The organism is Frankia nepalensis, assembly GCF_016786325.1.
Classification (GTDB): domain Bacteria; phylum Actinomycetota; class Actinomycetes; order Frankiales; family Frankiaceae; genus Pseudofrankia; species Pseudofrankia nepalensis.
In genome coordinates, this window is record NZ_JADWYU010000202.1 from 31,834 (window position 1) to 49,531 (window position 17,698).

The window sequence follows — 17,698 nt, forward strand, 5'->3', positions numbered from 1 at the left end:
TTGTTTCGGGGGGGGGGCACTCGGCCCCCTGGGGGCCCCCCCGCGCCGCGCCGCGGGGGGGGGGGGGGGCCCCCCCACCCCCCTGGAACCCGGGTAGAACCCGTAAGCCCGAGGCAGGCCCGATCCGAGGTCAGGATCACGGCCGGGTTCTCACGGACGTTCCAGGGGGCGACCATCGCCGCTCCGCCGTGGGGGGGGGGGGCGCCCCCCCCCCCCCCCCGGCCATCTCCACCGCGACGCCCGGCCCCACCGTGGAGCCCGGCCCCACCGTGGAGCCCGGCCCTGGGCCGGGCAGCCCGTCGACCGAGACGATCAAGGCCGTTCCGGTGCGGCACCCGGGGCGCTGGCTCACGGTCGCCGTCCTCGCCGTGCTGGTGGCGATGCTGGCGAACGCGCTGGTCACCAACGACGCGTTCGACTGGGGCACCGTCTGGGAGTACCTGTTCACCGAGCAGGTGCTGCGCGGGCTGTGGGCGACGCTCTACCTGACGGTCTACGCGATGGCCGTCGGCATCGTCGGCGGGGTGCTCGTCGCCGTGCTCCGGCTGTCGCCGAACCCGATCCTGCGCGGCGTGTCCTGGACGTACACGTGGTTCTTCCGCGGTACCCCGGTGATGATCCAGATCCTGTTCTGGGCAAACATCGGGGCGCTCTACCCGGAACTGTCCATCGGCATCCCGTTCGGCCCCGAGTTCGCCTCCGCCGAGGCCAACACGCTGGTCCCGCTGCTGGGCGCGGCGGTCCTCGGCCTGGGCCTCAACGAGGCTGCCTACATGGCCGAGATCGTGCGGGCCGGCATCAACGCCGTCGACGAGGGCCAGGTGGAGGCCGCGCACGCGCTGGGCATGGGGCGGGCGCTCACGCTGCGCCGGATCGTGCTGCCCCAGGCGATGAGAATCATCATCCCGCCGACCGGCAACGAGACGATCTCGATGCTCAAGACCACGTCCCTGGTCAGCGTCATCGCCTACACCGAGCTGCTCTACGCCGTCCAGATCGTCTACAGCCGCAACTACCGGATCATCCCGCTGCTGCTGGTCGCCGCGATCTGGTACCTGGCGTTCACCTCGATCCTCAGCGTCGGCCAGTACTACCTGGAGCGGTACTACGACCCGGCGGGCCGCAACCGCCTGGCGGCCGGCCGCCCGACGCGGCGCGACCAGAGCGGGACCTAGGCAATGGTGATCAGATGACCAGTCAGCCGCCGGCCGCGCCGGCGCCGAGCCAGCCGATGGTGCTCGCCGAGAACATCCGGCGCTCGTTCGGCCGGCACGAGGCCCTGCGCGGGGTCAGCCTGCGCGTCGAGCCCGGCGAGGTGTGCTGCCTCATCGGCCCCTCCGGCTCCGGCAAGACGACGATGCTGCGCTGCATCAACCACCTCGAGAAGATCGACTCGGGCCGGCTCTGGGTGGACGGCGAGCTGGTCGGCTACCGGGAACACCACGGCAGGCTGTACGAGCTGCGCGAGCGGGAGGTCGCCCGCCGCCGCGCCGACATCGGCATGGTCTTCCAGCGCTTCAACCTGTTCGCCCACATGACGGCACTGGAGAACATCGTCGAGGCCCCCATCCGGGTCCGCGGGGAGAAGCGCTCCGCGGCCGAGGAGCGGGCCCGCGCCCTGCTGGACCGGGTCGGCCTCGGCAGCCGGTGCGACGCCTACCCGTCGCAGCTGTCCGGCGGGCAGCAGCAGCGGGTCGCGATCGCGCGGGCGCTCGCGATGCGCCCCAAGCTGATGCTGTTCGACGAGCCGACCTCGGCGCTCGACCCGGAGCTCGTCGGCGAGGTGCTCGACATCATGCGGGCGCTCGCGGCCGATGGCATGACGATGGTCGTCGTCACCCATGAGATGGGCTTCGCCCGCGAGGTGGCCGACTCCGTCGTCTTCATGGACGGCGGGCAGGTGGTCGAGAGCGGCCCGCCCGCGCGGGTCCTCGGCGGCCCCGAGCACGAGCGGACGAGGTCGTTCCTGTCGAAGGTGCTGTGACCCAGGGCGCCGCGGCCCAGGGCGCTGTGATCCAAGGCGTTGTGATCCAAGGCGCCGCGGCCCGCGGCCCGGCTCTCGAGGCCCGGCCGCGGGCGGCGGCGGGCACCGGCCGCGGCAGGCGGCGAACGGCACGGCTAACGGTCTGACTAGCGGCTCGGCGCGTCGCCGACCTGGGTGCCCGGCATGCGGGCATACCCGGTACGGTCCGCGGCGTGGACGTCACCGAACTATCCGTACCGGACGCATGGGTCTTCACACCCCGCCAGCACTCCGACAGCCGCGGCACCTTCCTCGAATGGTTCCGCGTGGACGCGCTCGAGAAGGCGATCGGCCACCCGCTCCGGCTCGCCCAGGCCAACCACAGCGTCAGCAGGGCGGGAACGCTGCGCGGCGTGCACTACGCGGACGTGCCCCCCAGCCAGGCGAAGTACGTCACCTGCGTGTCCGGACGCGTGCTGGACTGCGTGGTGGACATCCGCGCCGGCTCACCGACCTTCGGCCAGTGGGACGCCGTCGTGCTCGACGACGTCGAGCGCAAGGGGCTCTACCTCGCCGAGGGCCTGGGGCACGCGTTCCTGGCGCTCACCGACGGAGCCCAGGTGTCCTACCTGTGCTCGGCCACGTACACCCCGGGACGGGAGCACGGCGTGCACCCACTCGACGCCGACCTGGCCCTGCCCTGGCCAGCCGACGTGGACCCGCTGCTGTCCGACAAGGACGCCGCCGCCCCCACGCTCAAGGAGGCCGAGGCCGCGGGGCTGCTGCCGAGCTACGCCGACTGCCTGGCCTTCTACGCCGACCTGCGCAGCCAGGCCGGCCGCGGCCAGTAGCGCAGCAGCACCCGGCCCAGCACGTCCTCCGCGGCGACCATGCCGAACGCGGCGCTGTCGGTGCCCACCCCCACGTTGTCGGAGCGCAGCCACCAGGTGCCGTCCGTGTCCTGAAAGGCCGCCCGTTTCACCCCCAGCCCGCGCCCGGCGGGCAGCCGGGCGACCACCACGTCACCCGGCCGGGGTGGGCGGCCCCACCAGACCAGGCAGGCGTCGCCGTCACGCAGCGTTGGCCGCATCGACGCACCGCTGACGGAGACCGCCCGCACAGGAATGGACCGCCGCACAGGGGTAGGTTGCCAGAAGGTGGGGACACGGGCCGGTACCCCGCGCGCCGCCGCCGCGGAGCGCGGGCGCGGGCCGTTCGCGCGGCCGCGCGCCACCCGTACCCCACGACGGACCCACGTGCGAGGACGAGGAGAGGACGGCGGCATGAGCCTGCTGCATCCCACCACCAGGGTGAGCGCGCACTGCGACCTGCCCTGCGGCGTCTACGACCCGGCCCAGGCCCGGGTCGAGGCCCAGTCAGTCAAGGCCATCCAGGAGAAGTACCAGGGCAACGAGGACCCGGTCTTCCGCTCGCGCGCCCTGTCCATCAAGGAGGAGCGCGCCGACCTGGTCAAGCACCACCTGTGGGTGCTCTGGACCGACTACTTCAAGCCGAACCACCTGGAGAAGTACCCGCAGCTGCACGACCTGTTCTGGCAGGCCACCAAGGCCGCCGGCGCGGCGGGCGCGAAGGGGTCGGTCGACCCGGCCGACGGCCAGAAGCTGATCGACCTGATCGACGACATCGCCAAGATCTTCTGGGAGACGAAGGCCGCCGCCTAAGGCCGGGCCGCTCGAAAGCGCGCTGAGCGCGCTCTCGCGGCCTGGCCGCGGACGCTCCGCGCCCGCCAGCCTCCGTCCGGGGTCACCCCGGATGTCTGGGGTCGGAAGTGGAGTTGGGCCCGGACTCTTGGTCATGTTGGCGGCGTCGTCGAGCTTCGGCGATCCGGCAGGAACCCTGGGCCTCCGTCCGGGGAAGGCCGGGAAGTCCTGGGTCGGAAGTGGAGTCGCGGCTGACTCCTGGCCGCGTTGGCGGCGGCGTGACCGTTTCGCCGCCGCTGTGGATGTCCCCGAGCGCCTGTGCGCTCGGGGACATTCTCGTTTCCGGCCCCGGCGGGGCCGGGTCGGACCTTGGAGGGGTACATGATTCGGCCGGCTGAGCCGGAGGACGTTCCCGCGCTGCTGCGGCTGGTGCGGGCGCTCGCCGAGTACGAGCGGGAGCCGGACGCGGTCAGGATGACCGAGGCGGACCTGGCCGATGGGCTGTTCGGAGACCGGCCGGCCGCGGCGGCGCTGGTGGCCACGGCGGGCGACGAGCGGCCCGGCGACGGCTCCGGTCCGGTGGTCGGCTTCGCCATCTGGCACGAGACGTTCTCGACCTGGACGGGACGGACGGGGGCCTTCCTCGTCGACCTGTTCGTCGCCGTCGAGCACCGGCGGGCCGGCCACGGCCGGGCGCTGCTCGCCCGGCTCGCCGCCCTCGCGGCCGAGCGGGGCCACCGGAGGCTGGAATGGGACGTCCTCGACTGGAACACCCCGGCGCAGGCCTTCTACCGCTCGCTCGGCGCCGCCCCCCAGGAGGGCTGGACGACCTGGCGGCTCGGCGCCGAGGGCATCGCCGCGCTCGCGGCCACGGACAGGCCCTCCTCCTGACGGAACGGACAGGCCCTCCTCCTGACGGACACGCGACGCGGGCCACCCCTCTGGGCTGACAAGACATCAACAACACCGCGGCTACATTTTTCTGATCAGCCGACCTGCGCCACCCCGCTGGGCATGGGTACCGTGGGGGCAGCGAGCGGCTCACGGCGGTCGCCGGACACCGCCTGGCGGGCGTTCGACGGTGACCGTGGCGGGCATCGGCCGGTTCGCGCGGCTGGGTTTCCACGAAGGTGGCCCGGCCCGCGGTCCCGGCCCTCGCGGAAAGGGGGTGCCTGATCACATCACCGACGTCCGTGGTGACAGACGGCCACGGGCAGACGGCCGTGGGTTGGCCAGCCGGTGGCTGGGCGTGGACGACCCGCATGCCCGCGGCGGCGTGCCCGCCTCGGGGCCGGATGATGTGTCCAGGGGTCCCGTCGGGCGATCGCGGCCCGGCGTGACTGGACAACTCAAATCACCGCCAGCGACGAACTCGTCGCTGGTACGACGCAGTCACTGGGGGTAGAACGTGGATCCGACGCCTTCGGCCGGTGGCACGGGCAGCTCCGGCGGTGTCCACGGCGGCGGGCTGCGCGATGTCGTGCAGCTCACCCTCCCGGCCGCCAGCGCCTACCTCACCGTCCTGCGTACCGCGACGGCGTCGCTCGCAGCCCGCCTGGACTTCACCCTCGACGACATCGAGGACCTGCGGATCGCCGTGGACGAGGCGTCCGCGCTGTTGCTGGTCTCCGCCGTTCCCGGCTCGCCGCTGGAGTGCGTCTTCACGCTCTCCCCCGGCCTGATGCGCGTCACCGTCTCGGTGGACAGCCTGGACGGCGAGCCGCCCTCGAAGGACACGTTCGCCTGGACCGTCCTGGACGCGCTCGCCGGCGAGGTGTCCAGCTCCACCGGTCCCGGGCAGCGGGTGACCATCGAGCTGACGAAACGCCGCGGTGTCCGGGCCGATCTCGGCGAGCCGCCGGCCGGCCATGTCCGCAGCCGCAGCGCCGAGCCGACCGAGCTGGGCGCGAAGCTCGGCGCAGTGGGGACACCATGACGTCGTCAGGGCGGACCCCGACGACCCCGAGGGACCGGTTCTCGACGTTGAGCCAGCGAGCCGGGGGGCCCGACGAGGCCCTCCCCGAGCTGCCCGAGAGCGGCCGGCGTTCCGACGGCCCGGCGAAGCCGTCGGCGCGGCCGGAAGCCAGGGCGTCCGCGCCGACGGCCAGCCAGCCACCGCCCGCGGACCAGCCGGACGGCGGACCCGACACCGGGAACGCCGACACCGGGAGCGCCAGCGCCGGGAACGCCGACACCGAGCGGCCTGAGGTGGAGCGGTCCGACGTGCAGGCGCCCGCCGCCGAGGAGCGCGACGAGCACACCCTGGACCGCGCCGGCTCGCCGGACCGGGCCCACGCCCGGGCGCTGTTCGCCCGGCTGGTGGAGCTTCCGGAGGGCGACAAGGAGCGGTCGGAGATCCGCGACCAGCTGGTCCGGATGCACCTGCCGCTGGTCGAGTACCTGGCCCGGCGGTTCCGCAACCGGGGCGAGCCCCTCGACGACCTCGTCCAGGTGGCCACCATCGGTCTGATCAAGTCGGTCGACCGGTTCGACCCGGAACGTGGCGTCGAGTTCTCGACCTACGCGACTCCGACCATCGTCGGCGAGATCAAGCGGCACTTCCGCGACAAGGGCTGGGCCATCCGGGTGCCGCGCCGGCTCCAGGAGCTGAAGCTGTCGCTGACGAAGGCGACCTCGGAGCTGTCCCAGTCCCTGGGCCGGTCCCCGACGGTCGCCGAGATCGCCGCGCATCTCCAGATGAGCGAGGAAGAGGTCCTCGAAGGTCTCGAGTCGGCCAACGCGTACTCGGCTGTCTCGCTGGACGCGCCCGACTCGGGCGACGACGAGGCCCCCGCCGTCGCCGACACGCTGGGCGTCCAGGACGAGTCCCTGGAAGGCGTCGAGTACCGGGAGTCGCTCAAGCCGCTGCTGGAGAAGCTCCCGCCGCGGGAGAAGCGCATCCTGCTGCTGCGCTTCTTCGGGAACATGACCCAGTCCCAGATCGCCACGGAGCTGGGGATCTCGCAGATGCACGTCTCGCGCCTGCTGGCACGGACCCTGGCCCAGCTGCGCCGCGGCCTGCTCGAGGACGGCTGAGGCGGTCGCCTCAAGGTCGCTTGCGGGATCACTGCCGTTTCGTCGGGATCAGGGTGTCGGTGGGGCGTCTCGGTGGCGGAGGCCGTTGAGGGCCAGCAGGCCGAGGATGGCGGCCGCCACTACCAACAACGGGATGCCGTAGCCGTAGAGGCCGTTGTCGGCCATGGCCCAGCCGACCGGCAGGCACAACAGCTGGATCACGATGACCGGGGATTTCGAGGCGGCCCGGTTGACCACGAGCGTGCGCGCGAGCGCCAGCACCACCACCCCGCCGAACAGCGAGATCACGCCGCCGAACTCGGCCCGCCCGAGGTCGTCGATGTCCCGCCCGAAGCCGCGAACCACCTGCAGGACGCCGAGTCCGACGAGCAGCAGTCCCTGCGCCGCGACCAGAACGGCCGCCGCCGCCAGCGCCCGCGGCGCGGCGGCGAAGGCCGCGAGCGTCACCCGGACAGGTGAGCCTGCCCGCTTCTCCTCCTGCGCCCCCGTGCGCGGGGCACGCGCCTTGCGGGCCCGCGCTCCCGGCTTCTCCGCGCCCGGAGACTCGCCAGTTCCCATGACAAGACCCTACGGGGCGGCGGCCTCACAAGCTGATCGCGGGCGCCGACGAGGACCCAGGGCTCGGTAGGCGGTGACGATCGCATTAGAGAGCATCGCCGGCATTCCATTGCTCGTTTGGGTGCTCGTTCGGTGCTCGTTCGGTCATTGTGAGACATTCCGCATGCCAGCACCGGAAAGCGACACGGTACTACGGTGGGGACATGCGTGGGCTCCTGGTCGTCAATCCCGCCGCGACGACTACCACGGACCGGGTCCGCGAGGTCCTCGTCTCGGCCCTCTCCGCGGACCTCGTCGTCGAGACCGTCGTCACGAAGGGACGCGGTCACGCCGCCGAGCTCGGCCAGCGCGCCACCGAGACCGGCATCGACGTCGTGATCAGCCTCGGCGGTGACGGCACCGTCAACGAGGTGGCCAACGGCCTGCTGCGAGGTGGTCCCAACCCGGGCGGCCCGGCGCTCGCGGTGGTTCCCGGCGGAAGCACCAACGTCTTCGCCAGGGCTCTGGGGTATTCCGCCTCCCCCGTCGAGGCGACCGGAGAGCTGCTGGCCAACCTGCGGGAGGGCAGGACCCGCCGGGTCGGCCTCGGCCACGCCCGCTGGGCCGACGAGTCCCGCTGGTTCACCTTCTGCGCCGGGATGGGCCTGGACGCGGAGGTCGTCGGCCGGGTCGAGCGCAAGCGTTCGGGTGGCCGGCCGAACAGCGCCGGGCTCTTCCTGCGCAGCGCGATGGCGCGCTACGCCCTGGGCGTCGGCCGCGACCGCTCCCGGATCAGCCTGGACCTCGACCCCGACCGGGCGGCCGCCAGGGCCGCGGACGCGGCTGAGGCGGACGGAACCGAGGAGGCCGCCGGGCCCGCGAACCGCGAGGCCGAGGTCGTGATCGTGTGCAACACCGTGCCCTGGACCTACCTGGGCGACCGGCCGGTCCGCGCCTGCCCCGAGGCGTCCTTCAGCGACGGCCTCGACCTGGTGGGGCTGCGCAGGCTGCGGCTGGGAAGCCTGCTGCGCACTACCGGCCAGATGCTCATCGGCGATCGTGGCCCGCGCGGCCGCAACGTCGTCCTGGAGCATGACCTCGCCACCATCCGGCTGACAGCCGCCCCGGCGGCCCCGTTCCAGATGGACGGCGAGTACCTCGGCGAACACACCGAGGTCGAGCTGACCGCCCACCCGGACGCCCTGCGCGTCATCGCCTGACGCCGGAGCGAAGTCGATCTGGGAGGTCCAGGTCGCCCCAGAACTCCCCGACAAACTCAGCCAAGATCCCGACCTCAGATCAGATCCGGCCCCGGTCGTCCAGGTCCTGCCTCCGACCAGGTCCGGTCGGGGCGCTCAGCGCCCCGACGGCGGAGCCGGGGTTCCTGCCGGATCGACGGAGCTTGCGGAGTCGGTCTGGGAGGTCCGGATGGTCGCCCCGAGGGCGACCTTGAGCCGACCGCCCTAGGCGGGCGCCTTGAGGGCGCGGACGATGTCGGCGGGGGCGTCGCAGATGATGGCGTCGACGCCGGCCTCGCGCAGGCGCAGCGCCGCCCGCTCGCTGGTCACCGTCCAGGTGACCAGCCGGATCCCGGCCGCCCTGGCGCGTGCGGCGGCGTCGGTGGCCGCGAGAACGGCGGACGTGTGGGCGTGCAGCTCCGCGTGGCCGGCCGAACGGACGTAGGCCAGGCCCCCGGTCACCGCCATCCGCGGCATGGTGAGGAAGGCGGTGCGCACCCCGACGTCGGCGGCCCGCACCCGTTCGATCGCGAACCAGTCGAACGACGACACGGTCACGCCCGCCTCGGGGCCGGTGAGGCCGCGAGCGCGCAGCAGCTCGACGAGCAGTTGCGCGGCACGCTCCTCCCGGGGCGCGTCGAAGTCCGGCTGGCCGGGCTGGTTCTTGATCTCGATGATGATCCGCCCTCGACCGCCCCAGGCGTCGAGCACGTCATGCAGCAGCGGCACGCCCTTGGCCACCAGTTCGGCGGTGGAGCGCCGGACGACCGCGCGGCCGCCGAGCCGGGGCAGCCGAGGGTCGTGGAGGCAGACGAGGTCACCGTCGGCCGTACGCCGGATGTCCACCTCGATCCCGTCGGCCCCCGCCGCTAACGCCGCCTCGACCGCCAGGGGCGTGTTCTCGGGCCCGGGATTCCGGCTGCCGCGATGACCCAGTACCTCCATGGAGCCTCCCACCGATCGGCCAGACCTCGCCCGACGCCATCCTGCACCGCCGGAAGAGTCTTTGCTCGGCAGTCAGATCGGCCCGGCCTCGGCGCCTTGCCGCCGCGTGGGCGCTCAGGCGAGGGCACCCGGTCCACACCCGGTCGGAGGCGGGGCGGAGGATCGAGGACGGCGGGTCGTCCCGCCGGCGGTGTCCCGGCGGCGCGGGACGCGCTCCTCGGACGCGCGAGGCTACGTCAACGGGCGCCCCGAGCGGGGCTTCGGCCCGCTCGGACCAGCCAGAGCCTGATGCCTGGTTGGCATGACATCCGGACGGGCCGGGACGACATGGCCTAGTCGGACTATCTGGACAACACCCGGCCGATGGAGCCAACAGCCCATAGCCAGCAGGCATCCCAACGGCCAGGACTAGTCATCCGGAGCGCATCCGATCGTGGTCCGTCCGTGTCCTTGGCGGACAAGTGCAGGCCAGAGATGGTGTGAAGGCGCTTGCAGGTTCTTGCGCCCCTGCCCGTTCCGGTGGGAGGGTGGCGAATGTCCGAGGTGGATGGACCACATACACCCGGGCGCACGCCTGCACGCAGTTGACTAGACGGGGCGCTCCGAGCGGAACTGCTCGGTCACTCAAGTCGTGACGCAACCCCGACAGTCACGAACGCGTCTCATGTGCAGTGTCGCCCGCTACGACAGAGGGAGTAGGACGCATGGACTGGCGCCACAGAGCGCTCTGCCGTGACGAGGACCCCGAGCTCTTCTTCCCCATCGGGACCACGGGACCCGCCGAGCGTCAGATCGAAGAGGCAAAAACCGTCTGCCGACGGTGTGCCGTCACCTCCGACTGCCTGAACTGGGCCCTCGAGACCGGCCAGGACGCCGGCGTCTGGGGTGGCCTCAGTGAGGACGAGCGCCGCGCTCTCAAGCGTCAGGTGCTGCGAGTCCGTACCGCCTGAGCCGGCCACGCCGGTTAGCCCGGCCCGCCGGCCCACGTTCGGCCCGGCGACGGGCAGCACCGCGACGTCCACCCTGGTGGACCACCGGTAGACAACACCAGCCTTGTTCAGGCATGGCCGCATACTAAGAACCCCGCTGGGCGGAGCACCGATCGGCCCAGCGGACGATGCATCCGTGCCCCTGTCACGGAGCGCACTGGTGATGTGCGCCCGCGACCACGGCACTTTCGGCCGTTCTGTCCGCATGGCCGCCGATTCACTTTGGCGCGCCATGGACAGAGCGGCCGATGCCGTTTTGCGGGCCTGGACGGTCACAGAACGCGACAACGCAGGTCCGGGGTTACCGCGAGCACCGAGGGTGACGCCTACCTGACGGACCGCGGTGGCCGGGTTGGCGGGTGCGCCGAACAGAGCCGGCACGCGCGAGTCGTGGATGCGTGACACGACGTGACCCTGATGGTTGGGCTTCACGCGGACACACTCCACGCGAGGGGTGATACCCAGCTTCTGGAGGCCCAAACACTCAACTTGAAGAAAGCGGGATCGACAGCAGCGCCTCGGTCCCGCGCTTGGCACCCGCCTGAAGTCGGATCGTGCCCTGCATCTCCCCCAGGACCAGCTGCCGGACGATCTGCAGGCCAAGCCGCGGCGAGTGCTCCAGCTGGAAGTCCTCCGGAAGGCCGGCGCCGTCGTCGGCGACCACGACGTCGAGTCGGCTCGCGGTGCGCGACACCCGGACCTCGATCGAGCCCGCGGAGCCATCGAACGCATGTTCGACAGCATTCTGCAAAAGCTCGGAGAGTACAAGCGCCAGCGGCGTGGCGAGCGCGCCGGACAGCATTCCGAACGACCCGGTTCGCCGGGTCGTCGCCCGCGTCCCCGTGGTGGCGAGGTCGACCGTCACCGAGGTGATCTGATCGGCGATCTCGTCGAACGGCACCGACTCGCCCAGCGTCTGCGAGAGCGTCTCGTGGACCAGCGCGATCGAGGTCACCCTGCGCACCGACTCCCGCAACGCGTCCCTGGCCTCGTCGACCTTCGTCCGGCGCATCTGCAGCCGGAGCAACGCCGCCACCGTCTGCAGGTTGTTCTTCACCCGATGGTGGATCTCCCGGATCGTCGCGTCCTTGCTCAGCAGCTGCGCCTCCCGGCGGCGCAGCTCCGAGACGTCCCGCACGAGGACCAGGACCTCCCTGGTCTGCCCGGGGAAGAGCGGGATCGCGCGCAGCAGGACCACGGTGCTGCCGACCGCCAGCTCCACCTCCACCGGCCGGCGCCGGCCGATCGCGTGCCACACGGCCGGGGTGGTCGCCGGCAGGTTCAGCGCCCGGTGCACCGAGCGCAGGTCCTCGCCCGTGACGTTGCCGGTGTAGCCCAGCCGGCGGTAGGCCGACAGCGCGTTCGGGCTCGCGAAGATCACCTTGCCGGCGCCGTCCAGGCGCACCATCCCGTCACCGACCCGCGGGGCCTCGGGAAGCTCGGCCGAGCTCCCCCGGAACGGGAAGAGCCCCTCGGCGATCATCAGCGCCAGGTTGTTCGCGCCCTGCAGGTAGGCGGACTCCAGCGCGCTCGGGGTGCGCGTCGTCGCCAGGTTGGTGTCCCGGGCGAGCACGGCGATCACCCTGTCCCCGTGGAGGACCGGGATGGCCTCGGTGCGCACGGGCACGCCACCGTCCCACTCCGGCTCGCCCTCGCGGGCGATCCGGTGCTCCCGCCAGGCGTTGCGCACCACCCAGCGGTTGATCACGACGCTGCCGACCTCGTCGTTGTGGTACGCCGTCGGGCCCGTGGTCGGGCGCACCTGGGCGACGACGAGGAACTCCGTCTGCCCCTCCTTGGCCGCCCGCGCGCTGGAGGTCCGGCTGGGAACGAGCAGCAGCAGGTCCGCGAAGGACAGGTCGGCGAGCAGTGCCCAGTCGGCGACGAGCGCGTGCAGGTGGTCGATGTCGTCGTCGGACAGGTCGGTGCTCGCGCGCAGCATGTCGGCGAGGGTTCCCACGGCAGGCACACTGCCAGACGCACCCGCCTCCTGAACAACCTAGCTCCCCCATCCGGTCGCCGGCTCCGCCTCGGACCGGCCTCGGCGCGGCCGGCGGCCAGCGCGAGCGCGCCGCGGGCGGAGCTGGGTGGGGAGTCCGGGCGGGCCCCACCGCCGCCCAGGCGGGCCTGGAACACGTCGGACCCACGCGCGGCGGCGCCGTGGCTCACAGCACCCGGGTCGTCGCCGGATCGCGCGAATACAGTCGCGGACGTGACCGTGGACCAGCGCGCCTCCGCCCCGCCCGCTCTGCCCGCCCCGCTCACCTGGCTGGACGCGAACGCGCGGGCGCGGCGTGAGGCAGGGCTGCGTCGCTCGGTGCGGCCCCGTCCGGCGGTGGATTCCCAGGTTCGCCTCGATCTCGCCGGCAACGACTATCTGGGGCTGTCCCGCCATCCGGCGGTCATCGAGGCCGGCGTCGCGGCGCTGCGTACCTGGGGCGCCGGCTCTACCGGCAGCCGGCTGGTGACCGGCTCGACCGAGCTGCACGCCGAGCTGGAGGACGCGCTGGCGGCGCATACCGGGTTCGCCGCCGGGCTGGTGTTCGCGTCCGGCTACGCGGCCAACCTCGGGGTGGTCACGGCCCTCGTCCGCGCCGGCGACCTCGTGGTGTCCGACGAGCGCAACCACGCCTCGATCGTCGACGCCTGCCGGCTCTCGCGCGCCGAGGTCGCGATCGTGCCCCATCTGGACCTCGCCGCCGTCGACGAGGCGCTCGCGTACCGGTCCTACCGGCGCGCCCTGGTCGTCACCGACTCGGTGTTCTCCGCCGACGGCGACCTCGCCCCGCTCGCCGGGCTGCACGCGGTCGCCCGCCGCCACGGCGCGGTGCTGCTCGTGGACGAGGCGCACGCGCTCGGCGTGGTCGGCCCGGGCGGGCGAGGGGCCGCCGCGGCCGCCGGGCTCGCCGGCGAGCCCGATGTGATCGCCACCGTCACCCTCTCGAAGTCCCTGGGCAGCCAGGGCGGGGCGGTGCTCGGCCCGGTCGAGGTCCGCGACCACCTGATCGACACGGCCCGCACGTTCATCTTCGACACGGGCCTCGCGCCGGCCGCCGCCGGTGCCGCGCTGGGCGCCTTGCGGCTGCTCGTCGCCGACCCGGGGCTCGCCGCCAGTTCCCGCGCGCGGGCGCGCGAGCTGGCGCTGCTGGCGGGCGCGCCGGAACCCGCCGCCGCGGTCGTCTCCGTCGTGCTCGGCGCGCCGGAGCGGGCGGTGGCGGCCGCGGCCACCTGCCGGGAGCACGGCGTCGCCGTCGGCTGCTTCCGCCCGCCGACGGTCCCGCCCGGGACGAGCCGGCTGCGGCTGTCCGCCCGCGCCGACCTCACCGACGGCGACGTAGCGCTGTTCGCCACCGCGCTGGCCGCCGCCGTCGGCGGCGCGGCCGGGGCGAGCGGGACGGGCGGGACGGGCGGCCCAGGGGCCGCGCGGGCATGAGCGTCCTCGTCGTCACCGGCACCGGGACGGAGGTCGGCAAGACCGTCGTCACGGCCGCGGTCGCGGCGCTCGCGGCCGGCCGGGGTGCGTCGGTCGCGGTCGTCAAGCCGGCGCAGACCGGCGTCGGGCCGGGCGAGCTCGGCGACGTGGACCTCGTCCGTGACCTGACCGGCGTCACGGACGTCCACGAGCTGGCCCGCTATCCGGAGCCGCTGGCCCCGGCGACCGCCGCCCGGCGCGCCGGGCTCGCCCCGCTCGACCTGGTGGCCGTGGCGGACACCGTGGCCAAGCTGGTGGCCGAACGGAGCCTGGTGCTGGTCGAGGGCGCCGGTGGGCTGCTGGTCCGCTACGACGACGACGGCGCGACGCTGGCCGACCTGGCACGGCTGCTGCGCGCCCCCGTGCTGGTCGTCGCGCGACCGGCGCTGGGCACCCTGAGCGACACGGCGCTGACCCTCGAGGCGCTGGCCCACCGCGGCCTGGAGCCGGCCGGGGTCGTGATCGGCTCCTGGCCGGCGGCCCCCGGGCTCGCGGAGCGGGCGAACCTCACCGACCTGGAGACGATCGCCGGGCGGCCGCTGGCCGGCGCGCTCCCGGCCGGCGCCGGCCTGCTCGACCGCGCCTCGTTCCGCGACGTCGCGCGCCGCTCGCTGGCGCCGTCGCTGGGCGGCACCTTCGACGCGGCGGCCTTCCGTTCCCGTCATCCGGACTAACACGCGTCCCGTGGGACGCGCTGGGCAGAGGTGCTGCTCCCGGCCGGGGACGGCCCACCGCGTGCCACAGACCACGTCCCGGATGCGAGCGCCGCGAGCGGCCAGGGTCCGACAATGAGCGGGCCTGTGTCGACGACACCTACCTCCCGAGACATCTACCTACCTGATACCTACCTGACTCTGACGATGACGCATCCATACCCGATTGCCGGTTCCGGCGGCTGGAGCTAAACCGTGACCCCACCCGTGACCACCACCAGCCCGGCCGAGGCCGCCACCGACCCCGCCGAGCTGCTCGCCGCCGCCCGCCAGCAGGCCCTGGTCGAGGGGCGCGGGCTGGACGAGCGGCAGGTGCTGGCGGTCCTGTCGCTGCCGGACGAGGCCCTGCCCGAGCTGCTCGCGCTCGCGCACGAGGTGCGGATGCGCTGGTGCGGCCCGGAGGTCGAGGTGGAGGGCATCGTCAGTCTGAAGACCGGCGGCTGCCCCGAGGACTGCCACTTCTGCTCGCAGTCCGGCCGCTTCGACTCACCGGTACGTTCCGCGTGGCTGGACGTCCCGAGCCTGGTCGAGGCGGCGAAGGCGACGGCGGCGACCGGCGCGACCGAGTTCTGCATCGTGGCGGCCGTGCGCGGGCCGGACGCCCGGCTGATGGCGCAGGTCCGCGAGGGCGTCGCGGCGATCCGCGCCGCGGTCGACATCAACGTCGCGTGCTCGCTCGGCATGCTCACCCAGGAGCAGGTCGACGAGCTGGCCGCCATGGGCGTGCACCGTTACAACCACAACCTGGAGACGGCCCGCTCGCACTTCCCGAACGTGGTCACCACCCACACCTGGGACGAGCGGCTCGAGACCTGCGAGCTGGTGCGTGCCGCCGGGATGGAGCTGTGCTGCGGCGCGATCATCGGGGTCGGCGAGAGCCTCGCGCAGCGCGCGGAGCTCGCCGCGCAGCTCGCCGCCCTGGAGCCCGACGAGGTGCCGCTGAACTTCCTCAACCCGCGGCCGGGGACGCCGTTCGGTGACCTGCCGGCGCTGGAGCCGCGGGAGGCGCTGCGCACGATCGCCGCGTTCCGGCTGGCGCTGCCGCGCACGATCCTGCGCTACGCGGGCGGCCGCGAGATCACCCTTGGCGACCTGGCCGACCAGGGCATGCTGGGCGGCATCAACGCGGTGATCGTCGGCAACTACCTGACGACGCTCGGCCAGTCCCCCGACGTCGACCTGGCGATGCTCGACCGCCTGTCGATGCCGATCAAATCCCTCCAGGCGACCCTCTAGGCCGGGGAAGATCAGGAGGCTCAGGTGACAGCCCCCCACGACGGCGCGGTGACGCCGGGCGCGACGCGGGCCGAGCCGCGCTACTGCGACCGGTGCGGCGAGCCCGCCGCCACCGGCACCCATGACGGCTGCGCGCGGGCAAGGGCGCTGGAGCCGCCGCGCTACTGCCCCGCCTGCCGACGGCGGCTGGTCGTCCAGGTCGTCCCGACCGGCTGGACCGCCCACTGCGCCGAGCACGGCGCCAGCATCGGCTGACGGTGCCCCGCGGGGCCCGGCGCGAACCGCGCAGGGCCCCGCGGGATCGAGAGATCAGGCGGGGGCAGGCTCGACGATCGCGATGAGGTCGCCGTCCTGGACGACGTCGCCCTCGCGCACCGCGATCTCAGCGACTCGCCCGCCGTCTTCGCTGATGACCGGGATCTCCATCTTCATCGAGTCGAGGATCACCAGGGCGTCCCCGGCCGCGATGGAGTCACCCACCCCGACGACGACCTTCCAGACGTTCGCGACCATCTCGGCGCGGACTTCCTCTGCCATGGCCATCCCTTCGACTGGGGCCACGGTGCGCATGGCGCACCTTCAGGGGCATGGTGCGCGGCACGCACGGCCGGAGATCTCCGGTTGCCTGGGCGGGCCGCCGGCCCTCGATCCGCTGCAAGCGTAATGCCAGCCACCCGCGCGCATCCGACCCTCACCCCGGTGTGGCGGACGCGCCTTCGGTGGCGGCCGCGACGACGCCGGCTCGACACCGCCTCGACGCCGGCGCGGCCACGTGACCGGCCCCGGAGCACGCGCATCCCGGCCGCGCGTGCTCCGGCCACGCGCGCGGGCCCCATCGCGCCGGGGCCCCAGAGTTCCCGCCCCGGGACCGGCGAAGCCACGGTGCCCGGTCGCCGATCCGGAAGGGACCCCGGGGCGCGCCGCGCGTGCCCCGGCACACTACGGATGTGTTCGTTCTTCTCGTCCTCGCCCTGCTCGTCGGCCTGCTGGTCGCCCGGATCCGCGGCGGGACTCTCGACGCGTTGGGCCGGGTGCGGGTGCGCCTGCCCTGGCTGGCCGCGGGCATCGTCGCCGCCCTGCTCGTCGCCGCCGTGGTCCAGGACCTGCGGACCGCCGGCTGGATCGCCGCCACCGTGCTCGCCGCCGCCCTGTCCGCCGCGAACCGGCGGATCCCGGGGCTGTTCCTGATGTTCGTCGGGCTGGCGCTGAACGCGGTCGTGATCGGCGCGAACGACGGCCGGATGCCGGTCTCGACCGCCGCGGTCAGCTCGGCCGGCCTGGACCAGAGCCACACGACGGACTCCGGCCACGTGGCCGCCGGGTCTGACACTCGGCTGCGCCCGCTCGGCGACGTGATCCCGTTCCCGTTCTGGGTGGCGCCCGCCGTGCTCAGCGTCGGAGACGTGCTGATCGCGTCGGGGGTCGGGCTGTTCGCGGCGCTGGCGCCCGTGCGCGCGAGCCGGACGCTGCGCGCCCGCCGGGCCCAGCGCTACCGCCGCCGCCAGCGGCGGCTGGACGCCACGCCGGACGACCTCGACGACCAGGGCGGGCCGGGCGAGCGGGATGATCCGGGCGCGGCACCGGGCGCCCCGCGGCGCCGGGCGGTGGCCGCGCTCCCGGCCGGGAACGGGGCGGCCGCGCCCACCGAGGCCGGCGCCGGCGTCACCACCACCGCCCAGCGTGGCACGATGACCGCCGGAGCAGACGACGAACCGGGAAGGAGGTCGCGGCATGGCGAAGAAGAAGCGTAAGCGGCGCGCTCGCGCGAAGAGCAAGGCCAACCACGGTAAGCGCCCGAACACCTGAGGCGGTCGGCTCAAGGGGCGGTCGGCTCAAGGTCGCCCAGGGGCGACCCGGACCTCCCACGGCAGCATCGGGGGATCGCGGGGGGCCCCCCGCGCGCCCGCC

General features: G+C 73.5%; 20 protein-coding genes. 15 read left to right on the top strand and 5 right to left on the bottom strand.

Translation table 11 applies throughout. The features are described from left to right. Positions 1-269 precede the first annotated feature (269 nt). The 3 genes from I6A81_RS31620 (at position 270) to rfbC (ending at position 2,814) form a co-directional block, all read left to right on the top strand. Positions 270-1,175, top strand: coding sequence for an amino acid ABC transporter permease (locus I6A81_RS31620; protein ID WP_307875046.1), 906 nt, complete (start codon positions 270-272; stop codon positions 1,173-1,175). Between the two features lie 14 nt (positions 1,176-1,189). Continuing rightward, a complete protein-coding gene (locus I6A81_RS31625; RefSeq protein WP_407661408.1) occupies positions 1,190-1,984 on the top strand; it encodes an amino acid ABC transporter ATP-binding protein in 795 nt (264 codons plus the stop codon). A gap of 212 nt (positions 1,985-2,196) precedes the next feature. Continuing rightward, positions 2,197-2,814, top strand: a complete 618-nt coding sequence (rfbC, locus tag I6A81_RS31630) for a dTDP-4-dehydrorhamnose 3,5-epimerase (protein WP_203004881.1) — start codon at positions 2,197-2,199, stop codon at positions 2,812-2,814. Here rfbC and I6A81_RS45180 read toward each other — a convergent pair. Then, positions 2,775-3,101, bottom strand: a complete 327-nt coding sequence (locus tag I6A81_RS45180) for a S24/S26 family peptidase (RefSeq protein ID WP_307875047.1) — start codon at positions 3,099-3,101, stop codon at positions 2,775-2,777. The genes rfbC and I6A81_RS45180 overlap by 40 nt on opposite strands. Positions 3,102-3,246: 145 nt before the next feature. On the opposite strand from I6A81_RS45180, the gene sodN reads away from it, so the two are divergent. The 4 genes from sodN (at position 3,247) to I6A81_RS31655 (ending at position 6,660) form a co-directional block, all read left to right on the top strand. Further along, positions 3,247-3,645: a superoxide dismutase, Ni gene (gene sodN / locus I6A81_RS31640; RefSeq protein WP_203004879.1), complete on the top strand. Its 399-nt coding sequence runs from the start codon at positions 3,247-3,249 to the stop codon at positions 3,643-3,645. Between the two features lie 360 nt (positions 3,646-4,005). Continuing rightward, the gene (locus I6A81_RS31645) at positions 4,006-4,515 is read left to right on the top strand and encodes a GNAT family N-acetyltransferase (RefSeq protein ID WP_203004878.1); all 510 of its coding nucleotides are present in this window, start codon (positions 4,006-4,008) and stop codon (positions 4,513-4,515) included. A gap of 517 nt (positions 4,516-5,032) precedes the next feature. Continuing rightward, the gene (locus tag I6A81_RS31650) at positions 5,033-5,560 is read left to right on the top strand and encodes an ATP-binding protein (RefSeq protein WP_203004877.1); all 528 of its coding nucleotides are present in this window, start codon (positions 5,033-5,035) and stop codon (positions 5,558-5,560) included. Next, a complete protein-coding gene (locus tag I6A81_RS31655; RefSeq protein ID WP_203004876.1) occupies positions 5,557-6,660 on the top strand; it encodes a SigB/SigF/SigG family RNA polymerase sigma factor in 1,104 nt (367 codons plus the stop codon). Before I6A81_RS31650 ends, I6A81_RS31655 begins: the two co-directional genes overlap by 4 nt. Before the next feature lie 48 nt (positions 6,661-6,708). Here the strand turns inward: I6A81_RS31655 and I6A81_RS31660 are convergent, their stop codons facing one another. After that, positions 6,709-7,218 carry a hypothetical protein gene (locus tag I6A81_RS31660; RefSeq protein ID WP_203004875.1) on the bottom strand — a complete coding sequence of 170 codons (510 nt, stop codon included), beginning with the start codon at positions 7,216-7,218 and terminating at the stop codon, positions 6,709-6,711. Between the two features lie 203 nt (positions 7,219-7,421). Between I6A81_RS31660 and I6A81_RS31665 the strand changes: the two genes are divergently transcribed. Next, complete coding sequence (locus tag I6A81_RS31665) at positions 7,422-8,417, top strand: diacylglycerol/lipid kinase family protein (RefSeq protein WP_203004874.1); 996 nt, start codon at positions 7,422-7,424, stop codon at positions 8,415-8,417. A gap of 243 nt (positions 8,418-8,660) precedes the next feature. Here I6A81_RS31665 and I6A81_RS31670 read toward each other — a convergent pair whose 3' ends face one another. Beyond that, positions 8,661-9,380, bottom strand: a complete 720-nt coding sequence (locus I6A81_RS31670) for a glycerophosphodiester phosphodiesterase (protein WP_203004873.1) — start codon at positions 9,378-9,380, stop codon at positions 8,661-8,663. A gap of 704 nt (positions 9,381-10,084) precedes the next feature. On the opposite strand from I6A81_RS31670, the gene I6A81_RS31675 reads away from it, so the two are divergent. Further along, the gene (locus I6A81_RS31675) at positions 10,085-10,330 is read left to right on the top strand and encodes a WhiB family transcriptional regulator (protein ID WP_203004872.1); all 246 of its coding nucleotides are present in this window, start codon (positions 10,085-10,087) and stop codon (positions 10,328-10,330) included. A gap of 523 nt (positions 10,331-10,853) precedes the next feature. On the opposite strand, the gene I6A81_RS31680 is transcribed toward I6A81_RS31675, so the two are convergent. Further along, positions 10,854-12,311, bottom strand: a complete 1,458-nt coding sequence (locus I6A81_RS31680; protein WP_203004892.1) for a histidine kinase N-terminal domain-containing protein — start codon at positions 12,309-12,311, stop codon at positions 10,854-10,856. A 270-nt stretch (positions 12,312-12,581) separates the two neighbouring features. Here I6A81_RS31680 and I6A81_RS31685 point away from each other — a divergent pair, with 270 nt between their 5' ends. From I6A81_RS31685 to bsaP, 4 genes are all read left to right on the top strand, one after another. After that, the gene (locus I6A81_RS31685; RefSeq protein ID WP_407661409.1) at positions 12,582-13,802 is read left to right on the top strand and encodes an 8-amino-7-oxononanoate synthase; all 1,221 of its coding nucleotides are present in this window, start codon (positions 12,582-12,584) and stop codon (positions 13,800-13,802) included. Further along, positions 13,799-14,515: a dethiobiotin synthase gene (gene bioD, locus I6A81_RS31690; protein WP_203004871.1), complete on the top strand. Its 717-nt coding sequence runs from the start codon at positions 13,799-13,801 to the stop codon at positions 14,513-14,515. Before I6A81_RS31685 ends, bioD begins: the two co-directional genes overlap by 4 nt. A gap of 234 nt (positions 14,516-14,749) precedes the next feature. After that, positions 14,750-15,790: a biotin synthase BioB gene (gene bioB, locus I6A81_RS31695; RefSeq protein ID WP_203004870.1), complete on the top strand. Its 1,041-nt coding sequence runs from the start codon at positions 14,750-14,752 to the stop codon at positions 15,788-15,790. Positions 15,791-15,814: 24 nt separating this feature from the next. Then, positions 15,815-16,045 (top strand): biotin synthase auxiliary protein BsaP, encoded by a 231-nt coding sequence (gene bsaP / locus I6A81_RS31700; RefSeq protein WP_203004869.1) that lies wholly within the window; start codon positions 15,815-15,817, stop codon positions 16,043-16,045. Between the two features lie 54 nt (positions 16,046-16,099). Here bsaP and I6A81_RS31705 read toward each other — a convergent pair whose 3' ends face one another. Then, positions 16,100-16,333: a biotin/lipoyl-binding carrier protein gene (locus I6A81_RS31705; protein WP_407661411.1), complete on the bottom strand. Its 234-nt coding sequence runs from the start codon at positions 16,331-16,333 to the stop codon at positions 16,100-16,102. A gap of 404 nt (positions 16,334-16,737) precedes the next feature. Between I6A81_RS31705 and I6A81_RS31710 the strand changes: the two genes are divergently transcribed. Continuing rightward, on the top strand, positions 16,738-17,541 hold the full coding sequence (locus I6A81_RS31710; RefSeq protein WP_203004867.1) for a DUF5317 domain-containing protein: 804 nt from the start codon (positions 16,738-16,740) through the stop codon (positions 17,539-17,541). Then, positions 17,522-17,596 (top strand): 50S ribosomal protein bL37, encoded by a 75-nt coding sequence (locus I6A81_RS46365; RefSeq protein WP_369299096.1) that lies wholly within the window; start codon positions 17,522-17,524, stop codon positions 17,594-17,596. Before I6A81_RS31710 ends, I6A81_RS46365 begins: the two co-directional genes overlap by 20 nt. Positions 17,597-17,698: the final 102 nt, after the last annotated feature.

Excerpts from the sequence above, each read along its gene's own strand:
- I6A81_RS31625 (WP_407661408.1), top strand. The coding sequence starts at position 1,190 with ATGACCAGTCAGCCGCCGGCCGCGCCGGCGCCGAGCCAGCCGATGGTG.
- sodN (WP_203004879.1), top strand. The coding sequence starts at position 3,247 with ATGAGCCTGCTGCATCCCACCACCAGGGTGAGCGCGCACTGCGACCTG.
- I6A81_RS31645 (WP_203004878.1), top strand. The coding sequence starts at position 4,006 with ATGATTCGGCCGGCTGAGCCGGAGGACGTTCCCGCGCTGCTGCGGCTG.
- I6A81_RS31655 (WP_203004876.1), top strand. The coding sequence starts at position 5,557 with ATGACGTCGTCAGGGCGGACCCCGACGACCCCGAGGGACCGGTTCTCG.
- I6A81_RS31660 (WP_203004875.1), bottom strand. The coding sequence starts at position 7,218 with ATGGGAACTGGCGAGTCTCCGGGCGCGGAGAAGCCGGGAGCGCGGGCC.
- I6A81_RS31665 (WP_203004874.1), top strand. The coding sequence starts at position 7,422 with ATGCGTGGGCTCCTGGTCGTCAATCCCGCCGCGACGACTACCACGGAC.
- I6A81_RS31670 (WP_203004873.1), bottom strand. The coding sequence starts at position 9,380 with ATGGAGGTACTGGGTCATCGCGGCAGCCGGAATCCCGGGCCCGAGAAC.
- I6A81_RS31675 (WP_203004872.1), top strand. The coding sequence starts at position 10,085 with ATGGACTGGCGCCACAGAGCGCTCTGCCGTGACGAGGACCCCGAGCTC.
- I6A81_RS31680 (WP_203004892.1), bottom strand. The coding sequence starts at position 12,311 with ATGCTGCGCGCGAGCACCGACCTGTCCGACGACGACATCGACCACCTG.
- bioD (WP_203004871.1), top strand. The coding sequence starts at position 13,799 with ATGAGCGTCCTCGTCGTCACCGGCACCGGGACGGAGGTCGGCAAGACC.
- I6A81_RS31705 (WP_407661411.1), bottom strand. The coding sequence starts at position 16,333 with ATGGCCATGGCAGAGGAAGTCCGCGCCGAGATGGTCGCGAACGTCTGG.